This window comes from Prodigiosinella confusarubida (assembly GCF_002847015.1).
Lineage (GTDB): Bacteria > Pseudomonadota > Gammaproteobacteria > Enterobacterales > Enterobacteriaceae > Prodigiosinella > Prodigiosinella aquatilis.
Window position 1 is genome coordinate 1,222,112 of the sequence record NZ_CP025085.1, and the last position, 13,991, is coordinate 1,236,102.

The 13,991-nt window shown below is 48.7% G+C and carries 12 protein-coding genes; 7 read left to right on the forward strand and 5 right to left on the reverse strand.

All coding sequences use genetic code 11. The features are described 5' to 3' along the window. The first annotated feature begins 76 nt into the window (after positions 1–76). Positions 77–961, forward strand: a complete 885-nt coding sequence (gene mscS, locus CWC46_RS05690) for a small-conductance mechanosensitive channel MscS (protein WP_021017224.1) — start codon at positions 77–79, stop codon at positions 959–961. Positions 962–1,001: 40 nt separating this feature from the next. Here the strand turns inward: mscS and CWC46_RS05695 are convergent, their stop codons facing one another. The 4 genes from CWC46_RS05695 to CWC46_RS05710 all read right to left on the reverse strand — a co-directional run bounded on the left by CWC46_RS05695 (position 1,002) and on the right by CWC46_RS05710 (position 5,729). Beyond that, entirely contained in the window at positions 1,002–1,889 is an 888-nt protein-coding gene (locus CWC46_RS05695) for an SMP-30/gluconolactonase/LRE family protein (protein WP_084297668.1), read from the reverse strand. Positions 1,890–1,904: 15 nt separating this feature from the next. Further along, positions 1,905–3,011 (reverse strand): ABC transporter substrate-binding protein, encoded by a 1,107-nt coding sequence (locus tag CWC46_RS05700; protein ID WP_021017222.1) that lies wholly within the window; start codon positions 3,009–3,011, stop codon positions 1,905–1,907. A 19-nt stretch (positions 3,012–3,030) separates the two neighbouring features. Continuing rightward, positions 3,031–4,107, reverse strand: a complete 1,077-nt coding sequence (locus CWC46_RS05705; RefSeq protein ID WP_021017221.1) for an ABC transporter permease — start codon at positions 4,105–4,107, stop codon at positions 3,031–3,033. Between the two features lie 65 nt (positions 4,108–4,172). Beyond that, entirely contained in the window at positions 4,173–5,729 is a 1,557-nt protein-coding gene (locus tag CWC46_RS05710; protein ID WP_021017220.1) for a sugar ABC transporter ATP-binding protein, read from the reverse strand. Between the two features lie 346 nt (positions 5,730–6,075). On the opposite strand from CWC46_RS05710, the gene CWC46_RS05715 reads away from it, so the two are divergent. From CWC46_RS05715 to CWC46_RS05725, 3 genes are all read left to right on the forward strand, one after another. Further along, positions 6,076–6,894, forward strand: coding sequence for an IclR family transcriptional regulator (locus tag CWC46_RS05715; RefSeq protein ID WP_021017219.1), 819 nt, complete (start codon positions 6,076–6,078; stop codon positions 6,892–6,894). Between the two features lie 111 nt (positions 6,895–7,005). Next, positions 7,006–7,626, forward strand: coding sequence for an arginine exporter ArgO (gene argO, locus CWC46_RS05720; protein ID WP_021017218.1), 621 nt, complete (start codon positions 7,006–7,008; stop codon positions 7,624–7,626). A gap of 141 nt (positions 7,627–7,767) precedes the next feature. Further along, positions 7,768–8,493, forward strand: a complete 726-nt coding sequence (locus CWC46_RS05725; RefSeq protein ID WP_021017217.1) for an oxidative stress defense protein — start codon at positions 7,768–7,770, stop codon at positions 8,491–8,493. 16 nt (positions 8,494–8,509) lie between these two features. Here the strand turns inward: CWC46_RS05725 and CWC46_RS05730 are convergent, their stop codons facing one another. Then, positions 8,510–9,403 carry a LysR family transcriptional regulator ArgP gene (locus CWC46_RS05730; RefSeq protein ID WP_021017216.1) on the reverse strand — a complete coding sequence of 298 codons (894 nt, stop codon included), beginning with the start codon at positions 9,401–9,403 and terminating at the stop codon, positions 8,510–8,512. A gap of 248 nt (positions 9,404–9,651) precedes the next feature. Between CWC46_RS05730 and rpiA the strand changes: the two genes are divergently transcribed. The 3 genes from rpiA (at position 9,652) to CWC46_RS05745 (ending at position 13,955) form a co-directional block, all read left to right on the forward strand. Further along, positions 9,652–10,314: a ribose-5-phosphate isomerase RpiA gene (gene rpiA, locus CWC46_RS05735; RefSeq protein ID WP_021017215.1), complete on the forward strand. Its 663-nt coding sequence runs from the start codon at positions 9,652–9,654 to the stop codon at positions 10,312–10,314. A 312-nt stretch (positions 10,315–10,626) separates the two neighbouring features. Continuing rightward, positions 10,627–11,859, forward strand: a complete 1,233-nt coding sequence (gene serA, locus CWC46_RS05740; RefSeq protein WP_021017214.1) for a phosphoglycerate dehydrogenase — start codon at positions 10,627–10,629, stop codon at positions 11,857–11,859. Positions 11,860–12,248: 389 nt separating this feature from the next. Further along, positions 12,249–13,955, forward strand: a complete 1,707-nt coding sequence (locus CWC46_RS05745; protein ID WP_021017213.1) for a methyl-accepting chemotaxis protein — start codon at positions 12,249–12,251, stop codon at positions 13,953–13,955. The last annotated feature ends 36 nt before the right edge of the window (positions 13,956–13,991 follow it).

Genomic DNA, 13,991 nt, shown 5'->3' on the forward strand with positions numbered 1-13,991 from the left:
ATGTTGATCATTTGCCGAAGTGGGTTGCGGTATCAGTCAACGGCAGTGTTCGGAATAAGTGAAATGGGAGTGAGCGATGGAAAATCTTGATGTTTCTGGCACTATGGGCCACTTGGAGTCCTGGTTGGTGAATAATCAGCATATTTTACTGGAATATGCGGTAAATATTGCGGCAGCGTTGGTCATATTATTTGCCGGACTGCTCATCGCCCGTTTGGTATCAAAAGCCTTAAACCGACTGATGATCATCCGCATGGTTGACACTACAGTTGCTGACTTCCTATCGGCATTAGTGCGCTATGGTATTATTGCGTTTACGTTGACTGCGGCACTGAGTCGGATTGGCGTACAAACCGCCTCCATTATCGCTGTGATGGGTGCTGCTGGTTTGGCAGTCGGTTTGGCATTACAGGGTTCGCTATCAAACCTTGCCGCCGGTGTTCTGCTGGTGATGTTTCGTCCCTTTCGTAGTGGCGAGTGGGTTGACCTGGGGGGAGTCGCTGGGACGGTGGTACAGGTACAGATATTCTCCACGACACTGCGTACTGCGGATGGCAAGATCATCGTCATACCTAACGGTAAAATCATTTCGGGAAACATTATCAATAGTACCCGTGAACCCAACCGTCGCACCGAGATTATTGTGGGTGTGGCGTATGACGCCGATATTGATGTGGTCAAGAATTTACTGGGGGAGATTGTCAGTGCAGATGACCGTATTCAGCATGGCAGCGGTGTTACTATCCGCCTGAATGAAATGGGTGCATCATCACTGAATTTTGTGGTTCGGGTATGGACCAGTAACGGTGATGCTTTCGAGGTTTACTGGGATTTACTGGAAAACTTTAAGCGCGCACTGGATAAACACCAGATTGGCATACCGTATCCACAAATGGATGTTCATCTGTATCAGCAAACGCCTGCGTCGCCGCCTGTTTCAAAGGGTATTCCGACCATTTGATGGCTTACCCCCCGTTATTCAGGGGGATAAGTCTGACGCACTACGATAGACGGTAACGGTAGAGAGACGTGGTGGCGGTAATGTACAATTCATTGCCGTCCACCCCACCTATCATACAATTTGAAACCAACTCCGGGACCGGAATTTTTCCCACGGTTTCGCCTTGTGGTGAAAACACCAGCACACCATCTTTACAACTACAGAAAATAGCCCCTTCGGCGTTGACACAGAAGCCATCCGGGAAGCCGGGAGTAACGTCCGTTAATCGCTGTCCACCTAGTAGCTCCTTGCCTGAAACTTGGTAAACACGCAATTGATGCCGTCCCTGTACTGGAAAATCGACGATGGACATATCGGCTACATACATCAGGCTTTCATCTGGGGAAAACGCCAGCCCATTTGGCCGTTGTAAGTCACTGCTGGCAAGTGTCACAGAACCATCTTCAGGGTCAAAACAGTAGACATAGCAGCCAACAATCTGACTTTCTGACTTATAGCCTTCGTTATCGTTGATGATGCCGTATGGCGGATCGGTAAACCAGATAGTACCGTCTGAACGGATAGCCAGATCATTGGGAGAGTTAAACCGTTTCCCCTCAAACTTATCTACCAGCAGTGTAACTTCACCATTGTGTTCAGTACGACTGATACCACGTCTGCCATGCTCACAGCTGACGATGCGTCCTTGTTTATCCAGCGCGTTACCGTTGGCATAGTGTGAACTGTGGCGAAACAGACTCACGCCATCCTGTTCCGACCAGCGGAACAGGCGATTTCCTTTCACATCGCTGAATACCACTGCATTCTGTTCTGGTAGCCAGACTGGTCCTTCGGCCCAGACCGCTGGTGAGCATAACCGCTCCAGCGTGCCATTCCATAGTGATGAATCTAGAACGGATGTGTTATTAACGGAGAATATAGAACTCATCATGATAGGCCCCTCTTATTTCACGCCCCACAGAGTCTTATAATGTTGCTGATAACCATTTTGTGGATCGAACTGGTTTTCTGGCCCGCCATCATGATCGATGTTGTCTTTGGTCACCAGATGTACCGGTGTGACGTAGCCTGATGGTGGCTGCTTGGCGAAGGCACGGTTAAATTCATCCACCAGTTGCCAACCATGCAGTTTCAAAGGCTCAGGTACCGTCGCGTCCTGACTGTTACCGGTGCGGATACGTTGATAGGCGGAAATAGATCCATCGCCAGCGGAGATGTTATGGGGTGGGTTGTTGCCACCTTTACCGGCAGTTTTCAGTGCTGGGGCCATAAAGTCGAAATAGAGATCGTTAATTGCCAATGCATACTGGAATTTGTCACCATATTTTTGTAGCAGACTGAACGTCATTGGCGGCATGCGACTGGATGTATCCGACAATGGGGTATCAATCATCTCCAGTACCTGGCAACCGCTGCATTTTTCTATGGTTTTTTTGATCACATTGGCTTTATCCAGCGCGATCTGATACAGCGAATCGGTAAAAATCACTACCTTCGCCGTACCTTCTGATTTTGCCACCGCATACAGCGCGGCTACGCGTGCCACTTCATTGGAATCTGAGGTGATATTGTCATAGATGTTGTATTTTGGAACTGGACCCGGTTCTGGCACAGCATGCCAGCCCAGCAGTACAATGCCTTGCTTAACGGCTTTTTTCAGCGGGATACGAGCCACGTTTGGATTCCAGCCACCAATCACAATCCCATCCGGTTTCTGGGCGATAGCCTGGTTTAGTGCGGATAACTGATCTTTTACCGAGCCCGCGCCGTCCAGTGTTTCCAGCTTCCAGCCTACGGTTTTGGTCGCTTCAACCATGCCTTGCTGTACCCCTTGAACGCCACCGTTCTTCATGTCAGAAGCGATAAAAATGATGTGCTTGTTAGTCTGTAGTTTGGGTCCGCTGGTAGGACCGTCCCATTTGGTGACTGGTGCCGTGGCTTTGGCAATGACTGCCTTGGCCTGATCCAGATAGCTGTCAGCCTGTGCAGATAAGGTAAAGAGTAGGGTACTGCTTAGCATCAGGCTCGGTAACAATGAATACTTTTTCATCGTGTTCTCCTTGGTGTGATTAAGGGTTAACAGCCTTTTTTTCTTTGTCCGGGGTGGATTGATGGCGTTGAACCGCTTTTTGATTCAATAGCCGGCGGCGCTGTGCGTAGCCCGCCAGCGTAATGGATAGTAATAAGGTGGCACCGTTAAACAGGGGTTCTACCCAGAATGCGCCACCAAATTGCTGGATCCCGGCGATACCGATTGCCAGGATAGAGATACCGACCACGGTTCCCCATACGTTGACTCGTCCAGGGCGAATGGTGGTACTGCCAAGAAAAGCGCCCACCAGTGCCGGCAGCAGGTAATCCATGCCGACGCTGGCTTGACCTACACCTTGATCAGCGGCAATTAGTATCCCAGTAAAGCCGGTCAGCACACTGGACGTGATGAAAGCGCCGATGGTAAATCGGGTTACCGAGATACCGTTCAGTTTGGCAGCGGCAGGGTTGCCGCCGACAGCGTACATGCAACGGCCCAATGGAGTATGTTCGGTAATGAGCCATAAAATCACGGCGATGATCAATACGTAGAAAGCCGCGATCGGAATGCCCATGATCTCTGTGTGGTACAGCGCGATAAAGCTATCTGATAGATCGCCAACGATCTGTCGACCACCAGAATGCCAGAGTGCGATGGCATACAGCACCGTCCCTGATCCGAGCGTAGCAACGAAGCTGTCAATATCGGCTAGCGCGACCAGAATGCCATTCAGTAATCCGTATATTGCTGAGATAATCAGTACGATGAACACAGCAGCCTGCCACGAAAAGCCGTATCGCACCTGTAGCGTAATGGCCAGGATATGCCATAGCACGATACCAAAACCAACATTCAGGTCGATTTTCCCGACAATCATTGGAATGGTTGCAGCCAGGGCCAGTAGAGCAATTTTGGATTTACTGGAAAGAATTGCCTGTAGTGTCAGCAATGAAGCAAAAGAAGGGGTGATGGCAGAAAATATCAATACCAGCGCGATACAGAGCAGTAGCAAACCATAGCGGGTAAAAACCTGCATCGACCAGGCTCCCATACCGTGCTGTTTCAGGCTAATACGTTGTTCTAGAGCTGTCGATTTGACCGATGTTTTAGACATAGCATTCTCCGGATACGAGAAAGACAAGAATTGTCCGCTGTTGGCGTTAAACCGCGTAATTGTTATCAGGCACGTAAAGGTGTGTGCCGGGGTTTTTCATGATCGGTACTTTGATTTTCACTACCTGATGCCAATGCCAACAGATTGGCAAATGTCACCTGCTGGTCACGAAGCTCTCCCACCACCTGTCCGCGATTAAAGACCAATGCTCGGTTGCAGATATGCGCGATCTCCTCGAAATCGGAGGAGATCACCAAGATTGCCGCGCCTTCACTTAGCGATTTATTTAATAAATGATAAATTTCGGCCCTGGCTCCCACATCCACGCCAGCCGTGGGATCTTCCAGAATCAGCAAGGGTGTATTCAAATGCATCCAGCGCGCCATCACTACTTTTTGCTGATTGCCGCCGGACAAGGCGCTGATGTCGATGTTGACGTCTTTCGGACGGATATCGAATAGTTGTACTTTCCACCAACTGTTGCCGATTTCTTCGCGTGTGGAGTACCGGGAAAACAATTTGTGACCACTGGCGCAAGGATTGATGAACAGGTTTTCACGCACCGACATCGACATCACCAGGCTTTCCCCGGTACGGTCACCGGTGACCAGCGATACACCAGCCTGCATAGCCTGTTGTGGGGTGGTTGCGTGCCAGCGTTGATTGCAAAGCGTGATGGTGCCCTTATTACATTGACGCAGACCGAACAGCAGACGACTGATTTCTTCCTGACCCGCACCACGCAGGCCAGCCAGTGCCATCATTTCTCCCGGTTGTAGTGTGAAAGAAACCGGTCCGGTATCGCCGACCACGACGTTGTCGAGTGTCAGTACGGGAGGCTGGTCTTGGGGTAATGGCATACGCTGATGCTCTTTTACCGCTTCACCAACAATCATCTGTACCAGATCTCGTACCGAATAGCCTTCGGTAGCGCCGCCAGCGACATAGCGGCCATCGCGCATGATACAGATGCGGTCGGCGATTTCTATCACTTCATCCAACCGGTGGGTGACGTAAATCATGCCGACTTTTTTGCTACGCAGATGATTCAATACCGTGAACAAATGGCGGACATCGCTGGCAGGTAGCGACGCTGTCGGTTCGTCCAGCACCAACACTTCCGCATTAACAGCGACAGCTCTGGCTATCGCCAGCAGGGATTTTTCGGTACGGGACAAATCAAATATGCGGGTTTGCGGATCGAGATCGATACCCACATCCTGTAATGCCTGGCGGGCGCGAGCATACATAGCCGTCCAGTTGATCATGCCCCACCGCCGAGGGAATCCCATAACCAACGCCATATTTTCCGCAACGGTCATCCATTCGATCAACCCCAGATCCTGATGGATAAAAGCGATGGGTTGGCGGATGTCGCTACGTAGCTCAGACGCTGATCGAATACTGTTACCGTGAAAAAGAATGTCACCGCCATCACGTTCATACACGCCAGCCAGGATTTTTATCAGAGTCGATTTTCCAGCGCCGTTTTCTCCCAGCAAAGCCAGAATCTCTCCCGGCATAACATCAAGACTGACCTTATTTACTGCAATATTACCGCCAAATTTTTTGACGATATGTTGCATGGATAAGAGTGGCTGACTATGTTGATTTCTGTCCATCACTGTTTGCCTTTTCAGTGGAGGTCTGGGAGAGACGCAACTCGTGACGTCTTTCTTGCTATTATTTGTTTATTAATTAATCCACACATTCCGTAATACGAAATTGAATTTCAAAAATAATAAGCTGAACTCAATGGTAAAGCAAAGAAAGTGTGCTTTTAAATTTATATATTAATCAATTAATTAATAATGATTTGCTGAAATTGTGACTCGCCACGCACTTCTGGTAGGACGTCACAGCGTGGTGTGTTAATACATTGGATAGAGTGAAACATCGTTCCATGACTTCACGCCTGGGTTGTGCTTGCAGTACCATCTGGATGTAGCAATAGGGAGAATGGGGTTTATGCGCGAAAAAGCCATTGATGAAGATGATAAAACAGAAAAACCGTTGGGTAGCCAGAGTTTATTCAGAGGATTGCAGTTGATTGAAATCTTAAGCGACTACCCGAATGGCTGTCCGCTGGCGCAGATTGCGGCGCAATCGGGCATGAATAAAAGCACCGTGCATCGTTTGTTACAGGGTTTGGCTGGCTGTGGTTATGTGGTGCCGGCACGGTTGCCAGGCTGCTATCGTTTAACGACCAAGTTTATTTCTATCGGGCAGAAAGCATTGTCATCATTGAATGTTCTGCACATCGCGGCTCCGCATCTGGAGAAACTGAATCTGGATGTGGGAGAAACCATCAACTTTTCCAGCCGCGAAGATGATCATGTCATCCTGATTTATAAACTGGAACCTACCACCGGAATGATGCGTACCCGGGCCTATATTGGTCAGCACATGCCGTTGTATTGTTCGGCCATGGGAAAGGTTTTTATGGCCTATGGTCGGACGGACTATCCGGTGGAATATTGGCGCAGCCATAAGAATGAGATACGGCAGTTGACGCCGAATACCATCACTAGTCTGACGCAGATGCGAAAAGAACTGACAGATATTCGTCAGCAAGGGTTGGCTATGGATCGGGAAGAGAATGAGCTGGGCGTTTCCTGTATTTCCGCACCGGTTTTTGATATCCATCGCCGGGTACCCTATGCCGTGTCTATTTCGTTATCAACGGCCAGGTTACAACAAATGGGCATTGCCGCGCTGGCCAAACCGATACTGTGTACCGCCCAGTGCATTTCACAGGAGTTGGGTTATTTATCACCAGACGCCTAATACTTTATATTATTAGTTATATTAATGATGGATTAGAATTTTCCATTTCAATTAATGATGGTGAGTTCTTACACTGCCAGGCATAGCGATAGACCAAATATTGAGGACGTTATGCTGGCTATTTATTTTCAAGGCTTTTTGCTGGGTGCCGCTATGATTTTGCCGCTAGGACCCCAGAATGCATTTGTCATGAATCAAGGTGTACATCGTCAATATCACCTGATGATTGCGTCGCTGTGTTCATTGAGTGACATGGTATTGATTTGTGCTGGTGTTTTCGGTGGCAGTGCCTTCTTAAGCCAATCATCATGGTTGATGGCACTGGTGACCTGGGGCGGGGTCGCATTCTTGCTGTGGTATGGTTGGGGCGCATTTAAAACGGCACTTAGCCAGGATATTGTTATTACGCAGGCGGATGCGATGAAACAAAGTCGCTGGCGTATTATGGCGACCTTGCTGGCAGTAACCTGGCTGAACCCGCATGTGTATCTTGACACCTTCGTGGTTCTGGGGAGTCTCGGTGGACAATTTGCGGTTAATGAGCGTGGCTGGTTCGCCTTTGGCTCGATTACGGCTTCTTTTTTGTGGTTCTTTTCACTGGCACTCCTGGCAGCCTGGTTGTCACCATGGCTGAGTAGCACCCGGAGTCAGCGCATCATTAACCTGTTAGTCGGTGGTGTCATGTGGATGATTGCTCTGCAACTGGCGCATCATGGTTGGCAGTTGCTGTAAAAAACCGGGCATGACAGCCTGCAATATTCAGAGATTCCCTTATATTGGATTAAGGTCACTTCGCGTTATGGTGTACAGGTCATCATTACAATGAACGAATCTGTACGTAAATAGCATGGATGAAGAAGAGAAGGGGATGTCGTGAAACAGACTATATGGCTACTTGCTGCTGTGCTTGGTTTGGGGAGTGTCGCCGTTAGCGTACCCGCTGCTGAATTACCGAGTGGACCTCACCTTGTAACGTCTGGCAGAGCAACTGTGGATGCAACACCGGACCTTGCCCGGTTATCGATTGAGGTGAGTGTTTCATCGAAAGAAGCAGCCAGTGCGAAAAAACAGGTTGATCGCCGTGTGGCACAGTATTTCGATTTTCTGGCTAAAAATGGCATTGAAAAGAAAGATATCAACGCCGCCAATCTGCGTACTCAGCCTGAGTATGACTATCTAAAAACAGGTGGCTCAGTACTGAAGGGATATCGTGCAGTACGGCAGGTTGACGTGACGTTGCGCCAACTGGATAAGTTGAATGAGTTGCTTGAAGGCGCATTGAAATCCGGGCTGAACGAGATTCAGACTGTCGAACTGGGCGTATCTAACCCAGACACTTACCGTAAATTGGCCCGCAAGAAAGCGATTGAACAAGCCATCAGCCAGGCACAATCGCTGGCCTCGGGTTTCCATACGACATTGGGGCCGGTTTACAGTATTCGCTACCATGTGGCGAATTATCAGCCAGTACCGATGACCCGCTTGTTTAAAACCGCTGATGTCGCGGTGCAATCGACAGCTTCTCAGACTTATGAGCAGCAGACCATCCACTTTGATGATCAGGTGGATGTGGTATTCGAACTGCAACGTAATCCTTGACACGTCACCACGGACGTCAGCATTGCCGCAGTACCTGCCGTCCGTGCTCTAACAGCGCATCGGTGACTTTTCTCATCATCCGGCTTTCTGGCGCAAACCGATGCCAGTAAAGCATCCGGCGTTGAAACAGACCAGGCGTGAGGTCAAGCAGTTCTTCGTTGGCCAGTTCCCTTTCAATCTGCAAGTGTGGAATCATGCAGCAGGTTGTGCCCTGACGGGCGAGCTGCACAAACGCTTCTGAGGAATTCACAATATGGCAGGGAACGCTGCCGGGTGATAAATCAAAATTCTGTTGCAGGAATGCCTGATGCATGTCGTCCAGATGATCGAATGCTACAGCGGGAGCGCGCAACAGGGCTGAACGAGTAACCCCGTTTGGGAAATAGCGCTCGGCAAAACCGGGAGAAGCGACAAACAGATAATCAAGCGCACCGAGTTGATCCACCAGACAACTGGGCAACGGTTGTGGCTGGATACTGACTGCCCCCACAACTTCTCCCCGCCGGAGTCTCTCCTGGGTGCGTGTTTCATCTTCGACCTGTAAATTGAGGCGTATCGGTGAGTCCGTCAGTACGGGTTTCAGCGCCGGCAGTAGCCAGGTTGCCAGACTATCGGCGTTTACCGCCAGCGATAGTAATAGTGGTGTTTCGTTCGAATTTTCATTGCCCAGCCACTCTTCTTCGAGCAGTTCTACCTGATGCAGTAACGCCAGCAGTTTCTGCCCTTGTTCTGTGGGACGGGGAGGGATCGTTCTGACCAGCAACGGTTGGCCAAACAGGTTTTCCAATTGCTTGATGCGCTGCGAAACGGCCGATTGCGTGATGCAGAGTTTTTGCGCGGCGCGTTCAAAACCACGTTCACGGATCACGGCGTCCAGCGCCTGAAGGGTGCGATAGTCTGGGCGTTTCATGAAAGTGATAATTCCTCTGAATGGAAACAATTTTGGCACTATGCCACACTTTGTCGCGTTATCGCCCTCAAAATCTGCGACTTTCTGACACCAGGGGTTAAATCAGCCACAGCGTGAAATGGCAAACCATATTGAATTACCCGAGCCCAGAGAGAAGACGACTCCGCGCCTATTGCGGGACATCGCCTGATGTCATGCTCTATAATGCATATTACGTTTCCGTAGTAACTAACAGGCATAAGCAGACCATGACACAGGATGAACTGAAAAAGGCCGTTGGCTGGGCCGCGCTTGATTATGTCCGCCCCGGCACCATCGTTGGTGTTGGAACGGGCTCGACCGCCGCACACTTTATTGATGCGCTTGGCTCCATCAAAAATCAGATAGAAGGGGCGGTATCCAGTTCGGATGCTTCTACCGCCAAGTTGAAAAGTTTGGGAATTCAGGTTTTTGACTGTAATGATGTCGATTTGCTGGATGTTTACGTTGATGGCGCGGATGAAATCAACCCGTACATGCAGATGATCAAAGGCGGTGGAGCGGCGTTAACCCGCGAGAAAATCATTGCGGCTATTGCTCGTCAGTTTGTGTGTATTGTCGATGCCTCCAAACAGGTCGACATTCTAGGGAAGTTTCCTCTGCCGGTAGAAGTAATCCCGATGGCGCGTGCTTATGTGGCCCGTGAGTTGGCTAAGATGGGGGCGCAGCCTGAGTATCGCCAGGGCGTATTGACCGATAACGGCAATATCATTCTGGATGTGCATAATCTGGATATTTCCAACGCCATTGCGGTAGAAAATCACATTAATGGTATCGCTGGCGTAGTGACTGTTGGTCTGTTTGCTAACCGTTGTGCCGATGTGGCGCTGGTTGGTTCACCGGAAGGGGTTAAAACGGTCAAACTGAAATAGACTCGGTTAGTCTGCGTTATTTTGTAAAGCAGTCCGGACATGCGTCGCCATGCCCGGATTTTTTTATACAAAAAAAATCGCTTCGCGTTAAAGGCTCATTTTTGGTACTTAATATCATCTTTTCTTATTTTGTATCACGTCAATCTGGTTTGCTCTATATTTTGCAGCATTTTTTGCCACAAATTCATTGTCAAGCTGCTGGACGGGTAGGTGATTGGACAATCGTTTGTATTGCCGCCTGCGTAATTTTTGTTATGTTTGCAGGAATGTTTGCAAAACGTCACATCTGAAGTCTGAAAATAAGGTCGGGAAATGGCAAAGGTATCACTGGAAAAAGACAAAATTAAATTTCTGTTAGTGGAAGGCGTACACCAGAGTGCCCTGGAAAACCTGCGTGCGGCTGGCTACACCAATATTGAATACCATAAAGGGGCGCTTGACCCTGAAGCACTGAAGGCGTCTATCCGCGATGCGCATTTTGTGGGTATTCGTTCGCGCACCCATCTGACAGAAGAAATATTTGCCGCAGCTGAAAAGCTGGTGGCTGTGGGATGTTTCTGCATCGGTACCAACCAGGTTGAGTTATCGTCAGCGACCAAACGTGGTATTCCGGTATTCAATGCACCTTTTTCCAACACGCGATCGGTCGCCGAAATGGTGATCGGTGAATTGCTGCTGTTAATGCGTAATATTCCGTTTGCCAATGCGAAGGCTCATCATGGTATATGGCATAAACAGGCCGTAGGGTCGTATGAGGCCCGAGGTAAGAAGATAGGTATCATTGGTTACGGTCATATCGGTATGCAGTTGGGCATCCTGGCGGAAAGTCTGGGGATGCATGTCTACTTCTATGATATCGAAAGCAAGCTGCCGTTAGGCAATGCGCAGCAGGTACGTCATCTTTCTGAATTGCTGAATATGAGCGATGTGGTCAGCCTGCATGTCCCGGAAAACAATAGTACGCAAAATATGATCAGCGATAATGAACTGGCGTTGATGAAACCCGGTTCAATCCTGATCAATGCTTCACGTGGTACAGTCGTAGATATTCCTGCGTTGTGTAATGCTTTGAGCAACAAGCACCTGTCTGGCGCCGCTATTGATGTATTCCCGAAAGAACCTGCAACCAACAGCGATCCTTTCCTGTCACCGTTGTGTGAATTTGATAACGTATTGCTGACACCGCATATTGGTGGATCTACTCAGGAAGCACAGGAAAACATCGGCGATGAAGTCGCCGGGAAATTGGCGAAATACTCTGATAACGGTTCCACGTTGTCAGCGGTGAATTTTCCGGAAGTTTCTCTGCCGGTTCATGGTGAGCGTGCCAGCCGTCTACTGCATATCCATGAAAACCGTCCAGGCGTGTTGACTCAACTCAATCATATCTTCGCCGAACAGGGTATCAATATTGCTGCACAGTATCTGCAAACTACCGCTGAGATTGGTTATGTGGTTATTGATGTGGAAACCGACGGCGCTGATACGGCGTTGCAACTGATGAAGTCCATTCCCGGTACTATCCGCGCCAGACTGCTGTACTAATTACCCATACCCCTACATCACCAGCCTTGCCCGGGGCTGGTGTTATTTTTTGGGGGGGTGTTGGTTGCGATTACTCGAAGCGCATTATGTTATTTAATGCTAAATCGGGAACCGAATTATTTCCCGCGACCACTTATCATTAGAGAGTTGTGGTGACATAATAAGTTTTTCTTATTTCTAGAAACGGGGTATTGAATTAATTAAAATATGATTCCTGTCACAAAAAAACAGTAAATGCTTTACTGTGATTGCCGATAAGTAATTTTGGTTTGTAGTAATTACTCTCGTAATAAAACCTTCTAATGGTCGTTGTACCATACGTGCTTCCTGTCTGCGCTACGCGCAAAGTGAAGTAGTCAGCAGATCTGTTGTGAAATTGAGAGCTCGGAATGCCAGAACAAAAAGGGAAACCTTCCTCCATCAGTAATATTCGCCTTGTTACTCTGTTTATTACGTTGCTTACTATTATTTTGATTCTGTTTGCACTTTCTATTGGTACTGCCAGTTATTTTCTGAAACAGAGTAATGATTCGCTAGCTACCGCTAACCGTATGTCTGATATTCGTGCAGGTATCAGTAGCAGTATGGATCAGCTGCGTGTCGCTCGTCAGTTGTTTATACAGGCGGCAGCTGCGACTCGAATTGGTGATAAAGACACATATAATAAGACCTTTAGTGAAGGTAGTGCGAGTGTCAAGAGTTCCCAGAAACGTTTTGATGAGTATATGGCCCGCACGGATAAGTCCGAGCAGGAAAAAGCGCTGGACAAAACGCTTAACGAAACCTACGCCGCGTATCGGGATAAAGGTGTATTACCGATGCAGGAATCTGCACGTAATGGGGAATTCGAAGGTTTGATTGAATTGGAAACGACCGCAGTGCGCCAACTGGATGATAATTATACCGTGCCTGTGCGCAAGGAAATCAGTTATCTGACAAGTTATGCCGCGCAAATTAATAATATTGCTTCTAGAAACGCCCGACTGGGTTATATCTTTATGGCGTCTGCTTTTGCGGCGGCGATCTTGTTGGCAATACTTATCTATTTTGTTATCCGCCGGGTTATTCTGGCACCGATCAATACGCTGGTCACTCGCATTCAGAAAATTGCAGAAGGTGATCTGACGCTACCGCCAGTCACATTTGGTCGTAATGAGATTGGTACGTTGGGTGTGAGTTTACAAGATATGCAGAGCTCCTTGACCAATACTGTCACCGTGGTGCGTGAAGGCGCAGATTCAATTTATCAGGGTGCATCGGAAATCAGTGCCGGTAACGTTGATCTTTCTTCTCGTACTGAACAGCAGGCCGCGGCGCTGGAAGAAACGGCCTCCAGTATGGAGCAGTTGACTGCTACGGTGAAACAGAACTCTGAAAATGCCAATCATGCCAGTCAATTGGCAAGAAACGCCTCCACCAAGGCAGAACAGGGGGGACATATCGTGCAGAATGTGGTTGATACCATGAATGAGATTTCCTCCAGTTCGAAGAAAATTTCTGAAATTACCACGGTGATTAACAGTATTGCTTTTCAGACTAATATTTTGGCATTGAATGCCGCAGTGGAGGCGGCCAGAGCGGGTGAACAAGGTCGTGGTTTCGCGGTGGTTGCTGGTGAGGTTCGCAGTCTTGCACAACGTAGTGCGCAGGCGGCAAAAGAGATTGAATCGCTGATTGGAGAGTCAGGTCGATTGGTCGGCACTGGTTCAGAACTGGTCGCTAAAGCAGGTAATACCATGGATGAAATCGTGAAGGCTGTGATCAGCGTGACAGATATCATGGGCGAAATTGCTTCAGCATCTGATGAGCAAAGTCGCGGTATCGGGCAAGTAAATCAGGCAGTATCTGAAATGGAAGGTACCACTCAACAGAACGCCTCATTGGTACAAGAGGCTTCAGCAGCAGCCTCCTCGCTGGAGTCGCAGGCCGAGCATTTGACGCAGGCAGTAGCGGTATTCAAGCTTAGCCATCATCTGACAGACAATACTCAGTCCCGGAGGTCATTACCACCTCGCGTGACACCATCGACGTCTGCCACAATAGCTATTGGTAACAGTAGAAAGAGTAGCAGCGATCAGAATTGGGAAACCTTTTAATTCCATTCCCATATAAATAAAAGCCCGCTTTTTAGC